The organism is Flavobacterium mesophilum (assembly GCF_039581405.1).
GTDB lineage: Bacteria > Bacteroidota > Bacteroidia > Flavobacteriales > Flavobacteriaceae > Flavobacterium.
This window is the reverse complement of sequence record NZ_JBCPXZ010000008.1, coordinates 163724-182848: the sequence shown is the minus strand read 5'-3', so window position 1 is coordinate 182848 and position 19125 is coordinate 163724. Positions and strand designations below refer to the sequence as shown.

The 19125-nt window shown below is 35.3% G+C and carries 19 protein-coding genes; 3 read left to right on the top strand and 16 right to left on the bottom strand.

The window, feature by feature from the left end:
- Positions 1-2: 2 nt before the first annotated feature.
- The 12 genes from AAYQ19_RS21170 to AAYQ19_RS21115 form a co-directional block, all read right to left on the bottom strand.
- Positions 3-353: a cupin domain-containing protein gene (locus AAYQ19_RS21170; protein WP_343539121.1), complete on the bottom strand. Its 351-nt coding sequence runs from the start codon at positions 351-353 to the stop codon at positions 3-5.
- Positions 353-973, bottom strand: coding sequence for an alpha/beta hydrolase (locus AAYQ19_RS21165; RefSeq protein WP_343539120.1), 621 nt, complete (start codon positions 971-973; stop codon positions 353-355). Before AAYQ19_RS21165 ends, AAYQ19_RS21170 begins: the two co-directional genes overlap by 1 nt.
- Before the next feature lie 114 nt (positions 974-1087).
- The gene (locus AAYQ19_RS21160; RefSeq protein WP_343539119.1) at positions 1088-1378 is read right to left on the bottom strand and encodes a GNAT family N-acetyltransferase; all 291 of its coding nucleotides are present in this window, start codon (positions 1376-1378) and stop codon (positions 1088-1090) included.
- Positions 1379-1514: 136 nt separating this feature from the next.
- Entirely contained in the window at positions 1515-2873 is a 1359-nt protein-coding gene (locus AAYQ19_RS21155) for a sigma-54-dependent transcriptional regulator (RefSeq protein ID WP_343539117.1), read from the bottom strand.
- The gene (locus AAYQ19_RS21150) at positions 2870-5161 is read right to left on the bottom strand and encodes a histidine kinase dimerization/phosphoacceptor domain -containing protein (protein WP_343539116.1); all 2292 of its coding nucleotides are present in this window, start codon (positions 5159-5161) and stop codon (positions 2870-2872) included. The genes AAYQ19_RS21155 and AAYQ19_RS21150 overlap by 4 nt, the downstream gene beginning before the upstream one ends.
- A gap of 53 nt (positions 5162-5214) precedes the next feature.
- Positions 5215-5883, bottom strand: a complete 669-nt coding sequence (locus AAYQ19_RS21145; protein WP_343539115.1) for a YoaK family protein — start codon at positions 5881-5883, stop codon at positions 5215-5217.
- 6 nt (positions 5884-5889) lie between these two features.
- On the bottom strand, positions 5890-6363 hold the full coding sequence (locus AAYQ19_RS21140) for a Dps family protein (protein ID WP_343539114.1): 474 nt from the start codon (positions 6361-6363) through the stop codon (positions 5890-5892).
- A 1-nt stretch (position 6364) separates the two neighbouring features.
- Entirely contained in the window at positions 6365-6793 is a 429-nt protein-coding gene (locus tag AAYQ19_RS21135; RefSeq protein WP_343539112.1) for a DoxX family protein, read from the bottom strand.
- 11 nt (positions 6794-6804) lie between these two features.
- Positions 6805-8691 carry an amidohydrolase gene (locus AAYQ19_RS21130; RefSeq protein ID WP_343539111.1) on the bottom strand — a complete coding sequence of 629 codons (1887 nt, stop codon included), beginning with the start codon at positions 8689-8691 and terminating at the stop codon, positions 6805-6807.
- A 63-nt stretch (positions 8692-8754) separates the two neighbouring features.
- A complete protein-coding gene (locus tag AAYQ19_RS21125) occupies positions 8755-9387 on the bottom strand; it encodes a hydrolase (RefSeq protein ID WP_343539110.1) in 633 nt (210 codons plus the stop codon).
- 72 nt (positions 9388-9459) lie between these two features.
- A complete protein-coding gene (locus tag AAYQ19_RS21120) occupies positions 9460-9780 on the bottom strand; it encodes a phosphoribosylpyrophosphate synthetase (protein ID WP_343539108.1) in 321 nt (106 codons plus the stop codon).
- Positions 9781-9837: 57 nt separating this feature from the next.
- Positions 9838-10653 carry an alpha/beta fold hydrolase gene (locus AAYQ19_RS21115; protein ID WP_343539107.1) on the bottom strand — a complete coding sequence of 272 codons (816 nt, stop codon included), beginning with the start codon at positions 10651-10653 and terminating at the stop codon, positions 9838-9840.
- A gap of 619 nt (positions 10654-11272) precedes the next feature.
- On the opposite strand from AAYQ19_RS21115, the gene AAYQ19_RS21110 reads away from it, so the two are divergent.
- From AAYQ19_RS21110 to AAYQ19_RS21100, 3 genes are all read left to right on the top strand, one after another.
- The gene (locus tag AAYQ19_RS21110; protein WP_343539106.1) at positions 11273-11518 is read left to right on the top strand and encodes a hypothetical protein; all 246 of its coding nucleotides are present in this window, start codon (positions 11273-11275) and stop codon (positions 11516-11518) included.
- Positions 11519-11693: 175 nt separating this feature from the next.
- Entirely contained in the window at positions 11694-12371 is a 678-nt protein-coding gene (locus tag AAYQ19_RS21105; RefSeq protein ID WP_343539105.1) for a 3-keto-disaccharide hydrolase, read from the top strand.
- Between the two features lie 58 nt (positions 12372-12429).
- Positions 12430-13620 carry an MFS transporter gene (locus AAYQ19_RS21100; RefSeq protein ID WP_343539104.1) on the top strand — a complete coding sequence of 397 codons (1191 nt, stop codon included), beginning with the start codon at positions 12430-12432 and terminating at the stop codon, positions 13618-13620.
- A gap of 71 nt (positions 13621-13691) precedes the next feature.
- Here AAYQ19_RS21100 and AAYQ19_RS21095 read toward each other — a convergent pair whose 3' ends face one another.
- The 4 genes from AAYQ19_RS21095 to AAYQ19_RS21080 all read right to left on the bottom strand — a co-directional run bounded on the left by AAYQ19_RS21095 (position 13692) and on the right by AAYQ19_RS21080 (position 19122).
- On the bottom strand, positions 13692-14642 hold the full coding sequence (locus AAYQ19_RS21095) for a polysaccharide deacetylase family protein (RefSeq protein WP_343539103.1): 951 nt from the start codon (positions 14640-14642) through the stop codon (positions 13692-13694).
- A 185-nt stretch (positions 14643-14827) separates the two neighbouring features.
- Positions 14828-16195 (bottom strand): alginate export family protein, encoded by a 1368-nt coding sequence (locus tag AAYQ19_RS21090; RefSeq protein WP_343539102.1) that lies wholly within the window; start codon positions 16193-16195, stop codon positions 14828-14830.
- Positions 16196-16198: 3 nt separating this feature from the next.
- Positions 16199-17218 carry an MBL fold metallo-hydrolase gene (locus AAYQ19_RS21085; RefSeq protein WP_343539100.1) on the bottom strand — a complete coding sequence of 340 codons (1020 nt, stop codon included), beginning with the start codon at positions 17216-17218 and terminating at the stop codon, positions 16199-16201.
- A gap of 140 nt (positions 17219-17358) precedes the next feature.
- Positions 17359-19122, bottom strand: coding sequence for an amidohydrolase (locus AAYQ19_RS21080; RefSeq protein ID WP_343539098.1), 1764 nt, complete (start codon positions 19120-19122; stop codon positions 17359-17361).
- Between the last annotated feature and the right edge of the window lie 3 nt (positions 19123-19125).

Here is a 19125-nt window from a genome sequence, read left to right as displayed (position 1 = left end):
TATTATAGTTTTATAAAAATTGATTTTCTCAGTTTGGGTTCAATGTTTTTGGTTTTGTGACCTTTTCCTGTAGTATCTTCAACCAAAAGAATTGAACCCGTATTAAACGTTCTTTTTTCGCCCAATGACGTTTCGATTTCCACACCGCCTTCCAATAAAACGATATATTGCCGATCTGGGGCATTGTGAAAATCGTAATCATAAGACGGACTGACTTCTCTAAAAACGATAGATTTCACAGGCTCATCATCTGATAAAAAGCCAATGTCGCCATTGTTTTTTAATGGAACTTCGAAGTCTTCAAAATGACTTTCTCCGTTGGCATCGCTGAAAACTCGAGTAATCGTAATCATTATTTTTTATTGAATATCAATGCATTTGCACAATCTACTTCGTCTTGACTAATGGTGTGTCCCATATTTGGATAGATTTTTTTAGTCACATCGGCTCCCATTTTTGTCATAAGTGCTTCAGTGTCATTTACTCTTTCTACCGGAACGTGAAAATCGGGATCGCTTGTTCCAATAAAAACTGGCGTGTTTTCAAAGTTTCCTGAATAGTGATTTTCATAAACTTGATCGCCAATTAATCCGCCAGTAAAGGCTACGATTCCGCCATATTTTGCCGCATTTCGGGTTGTAAATTCCAATGCAAGACAAGCACCTTGCGAAAAACCAAGAAAATAAATATTTTCTTTTTCAATCCCGTTTTGCTGAATGGCCACCACAACCTGATGAATGGCTTCTAATGATTTTGAAAACGAAGGTTCGTTTTGATCAAGAGGCGCTAAAAAAGAATAAGGATACCATGTTCTGTTTTCAGCCTGAGGTGCAACCAATGCAAAATCTTGAACTCTAAGATGTTTTGCAATCGAAAGAATATCATGAGCGCCAGCGCCACGGCCGTGAATCATGATTAATGCTTTTTTTGCCTCATTTAAAGGTACACCGTCGGTTAATATTTCTGTATTCATAATTTTTGAAAGTTATGAGTTATAAGTTATGAATTATAAATTTAGTTTTAAACAGTTTTGTCATTTGTCCTTACGTCGAAATGACAAACTTTGCTGAAAATACTTTGCTAATATTTATTTCTTCCAAATATCTTCGTATTCATCTGGATGTCTTTTAAATTGCGCGTGAACATACGGGCAAAGTGGCAAAACTTTCAAATTGTTGGCACGAACGTAGGATACCATTTCTTCCAAAAGTTTTTTTGCATAGCCTTTTCCTTCAGCTTCAGGCTCAACTCCAGTGTGATAAACCGTCAATAAATCAGGTTTGATGCTTACTGTCATTTCACCTAATTTTTTGCCATCAACATAAAGATTAAAAGCACCGTGTTTTTTCTCGTCTAATTCTAGTTTTATTGTTTCCATGTTTTTGATTTTTATCCTTTGTGAACTTTAACCGCAAAGGCGATAGGTTTTCGCAAGGTTCGCCGAGTTTTATAAAAGCTTTGCGAACTTTGCGTAATTTCTTTGCGGACTTTGCGGTTAAAACACACAAAGTGATTTAATTATATCCTTGTTTTATACCTAATTTCTTCATTTTTGAAAATAAAGTCTGAGGTGGAATTTTTAATAATTCGGCTGCACCACCAACACCCGAAACTTTTCCGTCACACAAAAAAAGCGCATTCATAATGTGTTCTTTTTCCATTTCTTCCATTGACTTTATTTTTCCTGCCACTTGCTCAACAGCAACCGGAGTTTTTATTGGAAGATCAAATTTTTCGATTTCACTTGTTTTAGCCAACAATACATTTCTTTCAATCAAATGTTCTAATTCCCGAATGTTTCCCGGCCAATCGTAATTGTTTAATTGTTCTAAAGCATTCGGACTTATACTCTTAACATTCTTTCGTGCTAGTGCGGCATATTTTTTCAGAAAATGATTTGCAAGTGCTTCAATATCTTCTTTTCTTTCTTTCAGCGTTGGCAATTCTATCGGAAAAACATTCAAACGATAATATAAATCAAGCCTAAAACGTCCTTCGGCAACTTCTTTTTCTAAAGATCTATTGGTTGCCGCTACAATACGAACATTGATTTTAATGGTTTTATTGCTTCCAAGTCGTTGAATTTCTTTTTCTTGCAATACACGCAATAATTTTACCTGAGAATCTAAAGGAAGCTCTCCAATTTCATCTAGAAAAATGGTACTGTTATCAGCTTGTTCAAACTTCCCAATTCGCAAAGTATTTGCTCCAGTAAAAGCGCCTTTTTCATGTCCGAAAAGTTCTGATTCGATTAAAGATTGCGTTAAAGTGGCACAATTTACGATCACAATAGAATTTGATTTATGCGATGATAATTCGTGTATCGAATGAGCGACTCTTTCTTTTCCTGTACCGCTTTCTCCCAAAATCAAAACCGAAGTTTCGGCTGGTGCAACGAGTTTTATTTTCTCAATAACATCTTGTAAAAGTGGGCTTTCGCCGATAATTTCTGAAATTTCGTTATTTCCGATTTCGTTTTGATTGGAAGCCAAAGCTCCGATTTCTTCATTATATTTATATTTTGCAATGTCCAGCATTACAACTAAATCTTTCTCGCGAAAAGGCTTCACCAGAAAACCATACGGATTTGTTGCTTTCACCGCTTCAAGCGTCGTTTGATTGGTATTGGCAGAAATGTAAACGAAAGGCATATTTATTTGACGAAGTTCCCAAGCTAAATCTATTCCTGTCAAAGCGCCTTTGAGCATAATGTCGAGCAATACCCAATCTGGTTGCTTTTCTTCAATAAGCTTTCTGGCCTGAATTACAGAAGATGCAATGCCCACAACTTGATAGTCGGCTTTTTGCAACATGATTTTTAAATCATTTGCTACAATAAATTCATCTTCAACAATTAAAATTTTTTCTTTCATTGTGTTATTGATGTAATTTCAGAATCTTCAACAACAGTTTCAAATTCGTTATTTCTGGTAAATTTGATCTTGATTTCTAATCCATTATCATTTTTCATTTCAAAAATTCCGTCAATTTGTGCGCTTAGGCCTGTCATTAAACTCATGCCAAGCGAATCTCTTTCGGCATAGTTGAAATTTTCTGGAAGACCAACGCCATTGTCTGAAATAATCAACTGATAATCATTTTGTTCGGTGTTTTTTAAGGAAATAAAAATTTCCCCTTTTCTGTCTAATGGAAAAGCATATTTGATCGCATTGCTGATGGCTTCATTTATAATTAATCCCAACGGCACAGCTTGTGCAACGTCAAGACACGTATTTTTTATGTCTAAAACAAAATTGATTTTTCCTTCGGTATCATAACATTCTTTCATGTAATTGATTAATTCATAAATATACCAAGACATATCGATATTTGAAAGATTATCAGACTGATATAATTTTTGATGAATTAATGACATGGCGTGCATTCTGTGCTGGCTATTTTGAATGGCGATTAAAGCGTCTTCATTATCCAAATAAGCAGATTGTGTATTCAATAAACTAATGACAATCTGAAGGTTGTTTTTTACACGATGATGAATTTCTTTCAGAAGCCATTCTTTTTCTACCAGCATTTTTTTGTTCAGCTCGTTTTGCTCGTTGATCTGCTGACGTTGCATTTCGAGTTCTTCGTTTTTTTTCTTTTTAATTCTGAAACTATTGTACAAAAGCCCCAGAATAAGAATTAAGACCAAAACACTACCAATAAAAACATATTTTACAACGTTGTCCTTTTGAATTTGGATTTGCTGTACCTTAGCTTGTTGTGTTAATAATTGAATATTTCTGTCTTTTTTATCCGTTTCAAACTCAATTTGAAGACTGTTGATTTGGTTGCTTTTTTCGCCTTTAAAAACAGAATCAGAAAGACTTTTGTAAAGCTGATAATGTTTTATGGCATTTAAATAATCTCCTCTTGAAGAATCAGCTTGAAACCAAGTAAGATAATTTTCAGATCGTACTAAACTATTATCTGTCGTTTTAGCAAGTGAATCTAACTTGCTTGCGAGTGGATAAAATTTAGCGTAGTTTTTTGCATAATATTGATATTTAGAAAAACTACTTAAAATTTGCATTTTATGGTCGCTTCTTTTTTCGGCATTTTCACCATAATAATCAACCAGTTTGTTGTAATATATTTTAGCCTTTTCAGGATTATTTAATTTTTTGTAAACCGTCAGCAAAAGGATATTTTCTTTAATCTGTCTTTCAATATTCGAAGACGGAAAATTTTGTTGCATTTCTTTCAAAAGTACAAGAGCATCTTTCTCTTTTTTTCTAAGAACGAGTAACGTGCAAAGGTTTTCGCCAATTGTCCTCACATATTCGGTATCCTTGTGTTTTTTAGCTACTTGTAATGCTTTGTAGAAATAGTTTTCTGCGTGTCCTTTTTGTTTCAGATTGAAATAAGCCATTCCCACGTGATTGTAGATGGAACTTATTTGCAATGAACTGTCACGCACTGCCAAAGCTGTTTTTTCTGCTAAAAGAGCATATTTTAGCGATTCTACACAATTGCCAGTTTGCGTATAACCTTCAGATAGCAAATTATAAACACCTTGTAAATGAGCAAAGTGTATAGATCTATAAATTAAATTTGACTCTTTTAACAGTGCAATACCTTTTTCGGGATCTTCATTCATTAAATACAATTCGCCTAGCTCTTTTATAACGCCAGCCTGCTTTACTTTTGGCGCTGATTTTAAAAGAAGCGGAATTGCCATTTCCTTGTATTTAATTCTCTCATCAATTGATTCGCCGTACATTGCAAGCTCTATATAAGCATCAGCTTGTAATTCTGTTAAATTATTCTTTTTAGAATAAGTGAGAATCTCCTTTGCTTTTTTTAAACCATTTTCCGAATCTCCTTTTTCTCTGTTAATTTGAGCGCTAAGAAGAATTGATTTTCCAATTCCAGATTTATAGTTTAAGCGCGTACTTAATTGTTTTGCCTGAAAATTTGTGTTTTCGGCCTGATCGAGATCTGCTTTATATTCGTGATCTTTGTTTAAATAATACGCACTTAAAAGTAACAGTAAATCAACTTTCTGTTGATCATCTTCTGCTTTAGCAATTCTGTTTTTTAGTTCTTTAGGATTCTTTTTTAATTCTGTTTGAGCTTTTGAGTTTACTGCAAAAAACAAAAAAAACACACATAAAAGTTTTATGTGGTTTTTGGCAACAATAGGAGAGATGAAATTCATTTTTTAAAGATACTATATTATCAGAAATCTGCAATCCAAAATTCAGTGTTTGTCTAGCTTTTGCGATGATACCAATAACAGATAATCATTGCAGCTCCAGGAAGAATTAAGGTCCCCAATCCGAAAAACTTCCCAGCAACTGCTCCCATAAAACATCCAATCAAAAAACCAATTATAGTGACTAGCTGCTTTTTAAAACTTAATAAAACTTCAACATCTTTAAGTCCGTTTTTTAACAAATTTCCTAAATCTAGTGAAGCTTGAGTTACATTTCCGGTCATCATGGTTGTAGGTCCATGGGTTTCTTTTGCGTAAAGCTTTCCAAAAGCATTTTGAAGTCCCATTGCAAATACGGTTGCCATAGCTACAGAATAAATTGGCCATTCTGAAGTAGTATTCAAATACCCAAAAACATACGATACAATGCCACTCAAAACCAAGATTACACCTTCCCAAAACAAAATAGTATAACGGTTTGTCGCTTTTAATGCGATTCTTCCACCAGCCATTACAGCCATAATAAAAACGGGAAACGTTAATAATTTTACCCAAGCATGAATGTCATACCCTTTGATGATTTGGTAAGCAAACACAATAAAGTTTCCTGTAACGTGTGCTGAAAAAATCGAATCGGCGGCGACAAAAGTCACGGTATCGCAATACCCTGCAATCATTGTTAGAAGCAGGGTTACGTACCAAATGTTTTTTTGTTGTAGTTCCATAATTTTTTAGTTCAAATGTGCACGAAGCATCCAAGCCATTTTTTCGTGATTTTCGACAAGACCTGTAATGAAATCGCTTGTTCCAGCATCTTGAAGTTCATTTGCAATACTGTTGATATTTTCGCGCAAGAAAATGATGATGCTTTCATGGTCTAGAAGCAATTCTTTGATGAAGCCAGTGCTGTCATTTTTCTCTTGTAATTCTTCTGTAAGATGTGTTAACGCTAGAAAATCTTTTAATGTTGCAGGCGTGTAATGCCCTAAAGAACGGATTCTTTCAGCAACTGTATCTACAATTTCGTCAATGACATCATATTGTTGTTCGAAGAAAATATGTTTGTTATAAAAGTCTGGACCTTCAACATTCCAATGTGCTCTTTTTGTTTTTGTATAAAGTACAAATTCATCCGCAAGAATTTTGATTAGTACATCTACAACTGTTGCGATGCTTTCTTGTTTAATTCCGATGTTTGCTTTCATTTTAAATTTGGTTTAATAAATAATAATCAAGTGAATAAGTTCCTGCACCAAGTGCAAGAAGTAATAATAGTGATAACGTGTACATATAAGGAACGTCGCGCACTTCGAGCGAATCGTTTTTATGAACCACAAAATAGCCAATTGCTGTTACGCCAATTGTTGGTAAAACGGCCAATCTTGTTCCGAGTCCGAGCATGATGAAAAACGGAATTATAGTATCAGAAAATGTCGCTACCAAACCATTTAGTTTTTCAGGCAAGTGCAAGGGATTAGGGACATGTTCTTTTTGGCCGTTTTCAATTCTAAATTTCTTCATTCCGTGTACTCTGAACAATTCAATAGCAAGCAAAATTCTGAAAATCAAAAGCGCTCCATTATTGAATGATGATCCCAAATCAGAATACAGGATTTGTTTTATAATTTCAATCATTTCATTAAAATTTAAAAAGCAAAACAGGAGCAACCTAATGCACCCCAAAATGCATGATAATTATTAACTGGAACATTACTCATTCGGGCGGCATCATGATTATGCGCGTGAACACCGCAACTTCCACTACAACTGTGAATTTGTGACGTTAGTTTTGGTTTCGCATCTGCTTTTGCATTTTTTTCAATTGCGCTTTGCAAACTGCTTCTCACAGGATAACCGTTGTAAATGTTCGTTGGCGACCAATCTGGTAAAATTGGAATATGAGGAGGCGAGAAGGACGAAAAATCTCCATTTGCATAAACAATTTTTCCATCTACAATTGTCAAGTCAGATTCGATTTTTTTGATTTCTTCGTCTTCAATGGTGAAATAATCACGATCCAGAACGGTTAAATCAGCAAACATTCCCACTTTGATATCTCCTTTTTTGGCTTGTTCTTGCGAAAACCAAGCGCTTCCTCTCGTATATAATTCTAAAGCCGTTTGTCTACTCAATCTTGTTTCATTGTATAATTGTAAACCTCCAACTGTTTTTCCAGCTGTCATCCAATACATTGAAACCCACGGATTGTAACTGCTAACACGTGTAGCATCTGAACCTGCGCCTACAGGAACTTCCATTTCAAGCATTTTTTTGATTGGCGGTGTATTTTCAGCTGCTTTTGCTCCGTATCGATCAGTGAAATATTCGCCTTGATAGGCCATTCTGCTTTGAACCGCGATTCCTCCACCTAAAGCTTTTACACGTTCGATATTTCTTTCGTCAATAGTTTCGGCATGATCGAAAATCCAAGGAAGCCCGTTGAAAGGAATGTCTCTATTGATCTTTTCAAAAACATTCAAAAATCTTGTAATGCTTTCATTATATGTTGCATGAAGTCTGAAAGGCCAGCGATTTTCTACTAAAAGACGAACCACTTTTTCTAATTCGGCTTCCATATTTTCAGGAAGATCTGGTCGTGGTTGCAGAAAATCTTCAAAATCAGCTGCAGAAAAAACCAACATTTCACCAGCTCCGTTGTGGCGATACATATCATTTCCTTGATACAATTTTACCGTATCAATCCAATCGGAGAAATCTTCAAATTCGTGTTTTGGTTTTTGAGTGAAAAGATTATAAGCGATTCTAACCGTCAATTGTTTCTTTTCATTCAATTCATTAACGACTTTGTAATCGTCTGGAAAATTCTGAAATCCGCCCCCAGCATCAATTACACTCGTAATTCCGAAACGATTCAATTCTTTCATATAATGACGAGTCGAATTGATTTGGTGTTCATAAGAAAGTGTCGGACCCTTTGCCAAAGTTGAGTACAAAATCATCGCATTTGGTGTCGCAATAATAAGTCCAGTTGGTTCACCATTTGAATCGCGTTCAATATGACCGCCCGGAGGCGCTGGCGTATTTTTGTTGTAGCCAACTGCTCTCAAAGCCGCTCTGTTCATAAAGGCACGATCATACAAATGCAGAATAAAAACTGGAGTATCAGGCGCAATTGCATTAATTTCTTCCAAAGTTGGCATTCTGCGTTCAGCAAATTGAAATTCAGACCAACCGCCAACGACACGAACCCATTGCGGATTCGGAGTGCGATCGACTTGCTCTTTCAGCATACGAAGTGCATCTGCCAAAGAAGGAACACCATCCCAGCGCAATTCTAAATTATAATTCAAGCCTCCACGAATAAGATGAATATGCGAATCGTTGATTCCAGGAACGACTCTTTTATTTTGAAGGTCAATTATTTTAGTTTCTTCAGAAGCAAATGCCAAGATATCGCTGTCATTTCCAACGGCAATAAATTTTCCATCTTTAATTGCAACGGCCGTAACATTTGGTGTTTCAGCATTGAAACTATGAATTTTTCCATTAAATAAAATTAAATCTGCTTTCATAATTCAATTTTTTAGAGTTGAGCTGTGGATAGGATTTTTAATGTTCTCAAGGTGTTTGTTAGATTAGTGTTTCAACATTTTGTGAGCATACTGAATTCCAACACCATATGAACCACCATATTTTTTCATTAAAGATGTCACTGGACCATAAGTTTCTTCACGAGCCCAATCTCTTTGAAGTTCTAATAAATATTGAATAGAAGTGATTGGAATAGCACCAGCTTGTATCATTCTTTGTACAGAACGTTCGTGCGATTCGTTGCTGACATCACCACAAGCATCAGTAATGATATATACTTCATAACCTTCTTCAATTGCAGATAATGCTGGACCTACTATACATACACTTGTCCAAAGTCCAGCTAGGACGATTTTTTTCTTATTTAATGCAACAATTGCTTTATATGCATTTTCATCTTCCCAAGTATTCATCGTCGTTCTGTCGATATATCCAGAAGTTGCCATTGGGAAAAATTCTTCGACTTCAGGGAAAACTGGCCCAGAAAAGCTTTCTTCAGCAACAGTAGTTACAACAGTTGATACATTGAAAATTTTTGATGCTCCAGAAATAATTGCCACGTTTGTACGTAATTCACTAACTGGAATATTGCTTACTGCAAAAGCCATTTGGCCTTCAAAATCGATTAATACTAAAGCGTGATTTGTTGGGTTTAATAAATTGCTTGATGGTTTCATAAGATTGTAATTTTATGATTAGTACTATTTTGGGTTGGCTAAATGCCAAATTTTTAATTTGTTTAAGAAGAATTATTGATGCGTTGACAGTTTCTTTATCATTTCGGCAGAAACAGTATCAGCATAAATTCCGAATGCACTGGTTAGGACACCTTTTAGGTTATAGATTTCAGATTTAATTCCGTACACAATATCTTCATCTCCAGGATCCGTATCGCCTTCAAAACGAAATAAATACTCAATTTTGAATTCGTCTGGCGACATGCTTTGTGTGTTGTTATTGTATCGAATGCAATTGGAATCAAGATTGAAATTTTCTGTAAAACCTTGTAGGTTCAGCCATTGCAAAGCTTCGGTAACGGTATCAAATGCGGGTTGTTGAAATAAACTCATATATTGAAATTTAAACTGCCTGAAAAGTTCCAACAGGCAGTTTTGATTAGTTTGGAATTATTTGATGAAATCCAGAATATCGTTATTGATAGTTTCAGCATTTATAGTTGGCATACCATGTGAGAAACCTGGGTAAGAAATCAATTTTCCGTTTTTCAACAATGCAGCTGATTTTGGTGCTTGATGAAAAGGAACGATTTGGTCGTCTTCCCCATGTAATACAAGAACTGGAATATCTAGACTTTTAAGATCTTCTCTAAAATCAGTTTCAGAGAAAGCTTTGATTCCTTCGTGATGCGCCCAAACAGATCCCATCATTCCTTGACGCCACCAGTTTTGTTTGATTCCTTCTTGAACAGTTTGTCCTTCGCGATTCCATCCATAAAAAGCGATTGGAAAATCATAAAAAAACTGTGCTCTGTTAGCAGCGGTTCCATTTCTGATTTGGTCAAAAACTGACAATGGAACACCTTCTGGATTTGATTCGCTTTGAACCATAATTGGTGGAACAGCACTAATGATTACCGCTTTTGCAATACGTCCTTTTCCGTATTTAGCGGCATAACGAATTACTTCACCACCTCCAGTTGAATGTCCAACGTGAATTGCATCTTTCAAATCAAGAGCTGCAGTTAATTCAGCAATGTCAGATGCGTAAGTATCCATGTTGTTTCCTTCAGAAGTTTGGCTAGAACGGCCATGACCTCTACGATCGTGTGCAATTACTCTATATCCTTTCTTTAGAAAAAACATCATTTGTGCGTCCCAATCATCGCTTGATAAAGGCCAACCGTGGTGAAAAACAATCGGTTGTCCAGTTCCCCAATCTTTATAATAAATTTGTGTTCCGTCTTTTACTGTAAATGTGCTCATGATTTTTGATTTTTAGATTAATAATTATTTGAATATTTGTTTAAATTGATTATTTGTTTCTGTTTTTTAACATTAAACATGTGTAATCTTTAGATTAATAATGTTTCTGATGCAAATGTATTATGGTCTTACACGTCTATCGATTAATCTAGATTAAGAAGTAAAAATTGCTCTTAATTTTAGTATGATATTTCGATTTGCAGACCCTGTTATATAACTTGTGCCAGAATGCCGAAGCAATAACCAATTAATGTGCCTTAATTCATAAAGCCTTTATTGGCAAGGGTTTTGTGTTTTTTGTTGTTGTTTTAATAACGATATATCGTTAATTTATACAACGAAATCGGTGCTATATAGAAATTTTGGGAAATTCTATTATTTGAACTTATTCAAGAAACAGTTTCGTTTTATCGTCGAAGACCATCTTTTTTTGATTATAAATTTTTTGGAAGGCTGTTCTCGAACTTTTCAGTTTATATGGTTTTGAAGAAAAAATAAAGAGTTTTAAACCATTTGTTTATAAGTAATTATTTGTCAATGTGTTAAAGTTTGATATTGTATAATTGATTTTAATAATTTTAGCTACAAGTTATCAGGAATTAATTTAATCATATTTGAAATGGGAAAAGCAATTAAACTTCAGATAAGGAAAGAACTGGACGGTCATCAGCAGCTAAATGTGATTAGATTAAAAGGCAGTTTAATTTCAAATGGCTACACAGAAATAATTCATATCAACGATTTTGATGATGAATTTCATATCAATACGTTTGAAACTTCACCAAATAATGCTGATGAAGTTTTAAATTTCATTAACGTGTTTATAAATCAAAAAGAACTTAATAATACAGTTACAGTTTATTGATCTACAATTACTATTGAATTAAAACTACTTTTAAAATAAACATATTCCAACGAATATTCTTCCATTAACATTCATCAGTTTAACGGTGTTTGATGATGATCTTTTTTGTAGATTGCTGTTTTTAATAAGCATAAGGATTTGCTTTGCAGTTAAGTTTTGAGATAATAAAAAATATATGAGAAAAATTATAGTTGCTATATTGATTTTATCATGTGGACAAATCATGTTTGCACAAAAAGGTTTCAAACCTCTTTTTGATGGGAAAACAACAAAAGGCTGGCATTCTTACGGCAAACAAACAGCTGGAGCAGGATGGAAAGTAGAAGACGGTGTATTGCATTTTGATCCTCAAGCTGCCAAGAATGGTGAAGGAGGAGATTTAGTAACCAATGCCGCATTTGCGAATTTTCATTTAAAGTTAGATTGGAAAGTGGCTCCAAAATCAAATAGCGGGATTATATTTTATGTCAATGAAAATCCGGTGATATATCAAAATACATACAGTACGGGCTTAGAAATGCAAGTATTAGACAACGATGGCCATCCAGATGGTAAAATAATGAAGCATCGTTCAGGTGATTTATATGATTTGATCCAAAGCAAATCTGAACCTGTAAAACCTGTTGGCGAATGGAATACCGCTGAAATTATCAGCAAAAATGGAAAACTGACTTTGATTTTAAATGGTGTCATAGTTGTAGAAACGATGCTTTGGGATGATAATTTCAAGAAATTGATTACGGGAAGTAAATTTGCTGGCTGGCCTGATTTCGGAACATTCAAAAAAGGGAAAATCGCTTTGCAAGATCATGGAGACAATGTTTGGTATCGCAATATCATGATTAAAGAATAAGTGTAGTTTTTAATATTTAATAAAGATTTATCTTTGCAAAATATTTAAAAACCATAAAATGCCTGCTAAGGAAAAGTCAATCTATACTTTACAGTTTATCTTATTATGTTTGAGTTCGTTGCTGTTTTCTTCCAGCTTCAACATGATTATACCAGAACTTCCTAATTATCTTACTAGTTTGGGAGGAGCCGAATATAAGGGATTTATTATTTCGTTATTTACGCTTACAGCTGGAATATCCCGCCCTTTTAGTGGAAAACTGACTGATAAATGGGGACGTGTTCCCGTTATGGCGATTGGGTCTGTGGTTTGTTTGATTTGCGGTTTTTTATATCCTGTATTAAGTTCGATTGCTGGTTTTCTTTTTTTGCGCTTAGTACATGGTTTCTCAACTGGATTTAAGCCAACGGCTACATCTGCCTATGTAGCAGATATTATTCCAAGGGAACGTTGGGGAGAAGGATTGGGTTTGCATGGTTTATGTTTTAGTATCGGCGGTGCATTGGGACCAGCTTTAGGGGGCATGGTGGCAAATGCCTATGGTATTGATGCTATGTTTTACAGTTCATCGTTTCTTGCTTTTCTATCGATTGTGATCGTGATTAATATGAAGGAAACTTTAGAGACAAAAGAGAAACTTCATAAATCGATGTTTTATCTGAGCCGCACTGATATTATTGATGTTGGAGCACTTCCTGCGGGTATCATTACATTTTTTTCTTACTCAGCTTACGGATTGATTTTGACCTTGATTCCCGACTGGAGTGAACATCTTGGAACAGAAAATAAAGGGGTATTTTTTACTGCTTTTACCGTTGCATCTGTTCTCGTGCGTTTTGGCGCAGGAAAAGTTTCAGACCGATATGGAAGAACGAATGTGTTGCTTGTCGGACTAGTCATTACATCTTTGGCAATTTATACCATCAGCGAAGGTAGAGATGTAACAATGCTTTTGGTAGGTGCGGGAATTTACGGAATGGGGACAGGTATTTTATCACCAGCCATAAATGCATGGACAATTGATTTGAGTCAGCCAGAGCACAGAGGGAAAGCTATTGCAACGATGTATATTTCGATGGAATTAGGTATTGGTTTAGGAGCACTCTTGGGAGGCAGTTATTACCAAGATCAAATCATGCGCATTCCTTTGATATTAAAAATTGATATTTTAGCATTAGTTATGGCGATTTTATATTTATTGTATTGGAAACGAAAGAAAAAGACTCGTCTTGATCAATCAATTTCGTAATTTTATAAAACAAAAAACCTGCAAAATCATTTGCAGGTTTTTTGTTTTATAGCGTTTTGTTGAAAAGGAAATTATTCACGAATCGACGTTTTATCCTGAAGCGTCATTTTAGCAATTTCATCTTTTCTTTTAAAAGTTACGCCATTGTGCTTTTTCATATAATCCAGCAAATCCGAAACTGTTTTTACCATTTGTGGCGTTCCTCCAATTCGGTCATGAAAACTGATCGACATTTGCCTGCGTTTAAATTCACTTTCAGCATAAAGTTGGTCAAATTCGGCTTTTACTTGATTAAAGAATTGATCGGTAGAAAAATTTTTGCCTTCAACTAAAACAATATCATTGCAACGAATGGTATAAGGAACAACAACAAAATCCTTTTTATTCGCTTGAATTATAAAAGGCTCATCTCGACTTAAATCGTCGATGTGATACGTAAAACCTAATTCTTGCAAGATTTTGATGGTATTTTCACCACGTCTGAGCCAATTAGCATTGTATCCGACGGCAGTAAAACCTGTTACATTTTTTATGGCATCAACACCATCTTTTATGAATTTCTTTTCTTCTTCGTAAGACAGTGCATATTCTGAGCTCCAGTTCATGCCATGCGCCGCCGCTTCATGTCCGCGTTGCACAATTTCTTTTGCAAGAGCGGGATTTTTTAAAACTGCGGAACCAACCATGTGGGAGGTAACTTTTATGCCGTGTTTGTCCCAATTGTCAAGCATTCTCGGAATTCCTTCTTTGTAACCGTATTGATACCAAGTTTCAGCTGGCAAATCGCGATAACCTTTTTGCATATTTTGAGGAAACGGACTTTCAGCGTTTTCAGGTTGTCCGCCAGCTTCAAACTGCATCGAAACCGAAACGACTAATCTTGATCCATCTAACCATTTATTTTGTATTTCAGCATCCATTTTTTCTTGTTTTAAAGGATTAGAAAATGTGTCTACAGGATTTGCTAATAATGCTGCGCCTGTTAAACCTGCCATTTGTATAAAATCTCTTCGTGTTGTCATTTTTTTATCTTTTAGAAATTAAAATTTAAACACATAGAATCATAGTTCTGCTTTGTTTAAAAAGGCATTTCATTTAGTTTTAATAAACATAGCTATGTGTTAGAAACTAGTTTCTTTCAATATTCTTTTCAAGCGTAAAAAAAAACTATGTTTCTATGTGTTTAAAAATTTGCCACTGATTTAAATTAAAACTTAAGTTGCATCGTTACCCCAGTAAAAAACATATTTTTTCCAGTTCCAGCTGCTTTTAAAAAATCTCCTGCTTTAAACCAAGTGGCTTCAACTCTAAAATACAAATATTGATTTGGCGTGTAGATCACTTCGCTTTCTAATTGGTTTCCAATTTTTTTTGCATCCGTTGCATCACCTGGATAAATCATAATCGTGTTTGGGCCGTAAATTCCGTCTTCACTGCTGTATCTCCAAAACATATCATAATCAATAACCCAGTCGATATTTTTTGCCAATTCTAAACTTAGAGATGGATGAAAATCAACAAGGTTAGACGGACCAATTACAGAAGCCAATCCAAAGTAAGCACCTCTCGGAAACAAGGGATTAAAAGTGTTTAATTTCGTATCGCCATTTGTATTATCTCCACTAATTAATTCGACTTTAATTCCAAATTCTGGTTTTAAAACTACTGTTGGAAGTCGGTATCCAGTATTTAAAGAAACGGTCCAAGCTTTAATATCTTTAGAAGCGACATCTCCAAATTGATAAACGGCTTCAGCATCATAACGCCATTCGTTGTATTTTCCCCAAATTCTCGTTCCAACAGAATGACGCAATTCTTTTCCGCTGGCATCATCAAAATTGGCGTTTGCTCTTTCATAACCCAAATAATAAAGGTCGATGTTTTTGATTGCCGGAATTTTATTAATGACGAAATAACTTCCCCAGAATTGCCTTTTTTTATTTGAATAATCGTCAAAAATGCCGTCTTGAGCGACTACATAATGGCTGTAAAATAAATCAGCACGATAATTATTATAACCAAATATTGCTTTCGCAGCATCAAAAGATTGACGATTATTAGGTCCATCGCGAACGGCAACCAAGCGCTGAGAACCGTAACTTAATTCTTGTCTTCCGACTCTAAAAATCAATTGTTTGTTTTTTTCCGAAAGTGCATTAATATCGATAAAGCCTTGATGCACTTCAAGCGGATTGCTGTCAACCGGACTCGGATCGATTCTTCCATTGGCATTACTACTTTGAAGCTGAATAAAAGCACGGAAATATTTGCTCGAATGAAAATCAGCGTGAAGCAAAAATCGGTTTAAAATGTAGCCATCAGGATCTTGCGGATCATCTCCCCATTTTTCATTTTTGGCATAGAAATATTGGTACCTGACTTCGCCGCCAAAACTCAAATAAGTTTCCCCTGAAGAGGATAGAGGCAGATATTTCATGGTTTTGTACCAATTTTTTTTGACGGTATCTTTTTGTAAAACCTCATAGTTTTCGTCAAATCTCAGGGGTTTAAAATCTGGATAAGATTGGGCATGAAGGTTCATACAAATAAGAAATAATAGAATGATTTTTTTCATGGCTTATTTGCCTAGGTTTTTCTTAATATCGTTGTAAGCGTTTGGAATGTTGAAATTGTAATGCAACCAATTAAAAAGCACATAACCTTTGTCGAATTCTTTCATTGTGACCGTTGCTTTTACTTGTTCTAAAGTTTGACCTTTTTTTACAGCATCTTCAACATTTGTCTTCAAAGCATTTACGTAATCAATAGTATATTTAATGCCTTTTTTATTGGTAATTCGGCCATGGCCTGGAACCACAACATCATTATCGCCAATCATGTCGTAGATTTTTTGAAGATTGCGAACAGGCTCCAAAAAGTAACCGTCAAATAACCAAGGAATCGTTGGACTTTCAGCAATAAATGGATTTCCGGCCCACAATACATTTTTATCTGAATCTTTCAAAAATACAAACAAATCGGCAGGTGATTGCGCTGTTCCTACATTAATTATTTCTACAATTTTATTTCCACCTAAATCAAGCTTAATGCTTTGATTTACTGCAATTGTAAGATCAGCGGGACGGTAAACGCTTTGTTCAATCCCGCGATCTTTTCCAAAAAGCATGATCATAAATTGTTTGATTCCTTCGAAATTCTTAGAAAGATTTTCTTTGCAGAATTCATTTTGAATCAAAATTGTTTCTTTTGGAAGCAAATAATTCCCAAAACAATGATCGCCGTGATCACTTGTATTTACTGCGTAAATAATTGGTTTTGGCGTAACAGAACGAATCAGCTTATACAATTGATCGTATAATCTTTTGTTCAACATCGTTTCGATTAGCAAAACGCCTTTTTCGCCCACAATGAATCCGGCGGAAGTGGCCTGCGGAATTCCTTTTGTAGTTTCTGTTTCTGTTGTTGAGGGCGAAACGGCGTACACATTATCCGCAATTTTATGCAATTGCAAGGTCACTTTATTAGCATCCCAAATTGGAACTTCGGGAGGCATTGGAAATTGCGCATAGGTTTTTTGTGCCGAGAAAAAAGTGACCACAAAAAGTATCGCAATTAAAATAGATTTATAATTTTTCATGATTTTAATATTTAAAATGTTGTAAAAATTGGCCCACGGATTTAGCGGATTCAAACGGATTTACGCCGATTAGTTTTAAAAAAAAATCTGCGCCAATCTGCTTAAATCTGTGTCATCTGCGTGCAATCATCTGCGTGCCATTATTTCTGATAACCTCCAAAATATTTAACAGGAGACCAATCTGGAATTACAGCAGGAACTTCTGGATTCAAAGCTTTATATTCCGCGGAAGCGTAAACAATTTTACCATTTACAATCGTCAAAACCGATTCGATTTTGCGAACATCATCAGGTTTAGCCGAGAAATAATCATCAGATAAAATCGCCATATCAGCATACATTCCTTTGATTAATTTTCCTTTGTCTTTTTCTTCGCCAGAAAACCAAGCACTTCCAGAAGTGTATAATTGCAAAGCGGTGAATTTATCTAAAACCTGATCTTTTGGCCAAAACTGCATACCGCCAATTGTTTTTCCAGTTAAAAGCCAATGCAATGACATCCATGGATTGTAAGTTGAAATACGTGTTGCATCTGTTCCTGCGCCAACCGGAATTCCCAATTCTAGCATTTTCTTAATTGGAGGCAATTGTGTTTTTGGAGCGCCGTACAATTTGTTATACAATTCGCCTTGATAATACATTCTGAATTGAACGGCGATACCACCGCCTAATTTTTTAACTCTTTCCAATTCTGGCGTCGTAATAGTTTCGGCATGATCGAAAAACCAACGCAAGCCGTTAAATGGAATTTCCTTGTTTACTTTTTCAAAGACATTCAGCATTCTGTCAATAGATTCACCATAAGTAGCGTGAAGTCTGAACGGCCATCTGTTTTTTACCAAAACCCGAATAATAGGCTCTAAATCTGTTTCCATTTCATCTGATAAAACAATTCTTGGTTCCAAGAAATTTTCAAAATCAGCTGCAGAAGCCACAATGTTTTCTCCTGCGCCTTCTTCAACATAACCATTTGCCACTATGAGATTGTCATTTTTATTGATTTTAGTTTCGGCAACCCATTTTTCATAATCTTGTAATTCTTTGCCTTTTTGTTGCGCAAATAAATAATAGGAAATTCTAAGACTCAATTTGTTTTGTTTTGCTAAATCTAAAGAAGTCACATAATCAGCAGGAAAGTTTTGGCTTCCGCCCGCAGCGTCAATAACACTGGTCAATCCAAAGCGATTCAATTCATGATTAAACTGAATTGAACTATTGATTCGCTCTTCGGGAGTTAATTTTGTCGTCAATCCCATTGTCATGTAAATTGCTTTGGGCGTTTCTTTGGCATACATCAAACCCGTTAGGTTTCCGTTGGCATCTTGTTCCAAAACACTTCCTTCATATTTAGTGTTTTTGTTGTAGCCCAAAACTTCAATTCCTTTTTTGTTTAGAAATGCTTTTCCATATAAATAAGTGATAAAAACGGGTTTATCAGGAACTGCAGCGTTGATTTCGTCAATTGTGGGCTGTCTTTTTTCTTCAAATTGAAATTCGTTCCAACCTCCAATTACTTTGATCCAAACGCCATCTGGAGTTCTTGCTGCTTGTTCTTTCAGCATTTCCATGGCACGTTTTAAGGTTTTTACGCCATCCCAACGCAATTCGGCGTTGTAATTCAAACCTTCACGAATTACGTGCATGTGGCTGTCATTCAAACCTGGAACTACCGTTTTTCCTTTGGCATCAATCAATTTTGTTTCCGATGATTTATAAGAAGAAAGAATGTTTTTTTCTGTCCCAATGTCTAGGATGATTCCATCTTTCATTGCAATTGCCTGAACAAACTCGTTTTGTTTCTGCATTGTTGCAATTTTTCCGTTGTAAATAATCAGATCAGCTTTTTGCTGGGCTTGAGACGACAAGCCCGCAGAAAGCAATAGAATTAATAATAATTTTTTCATGAC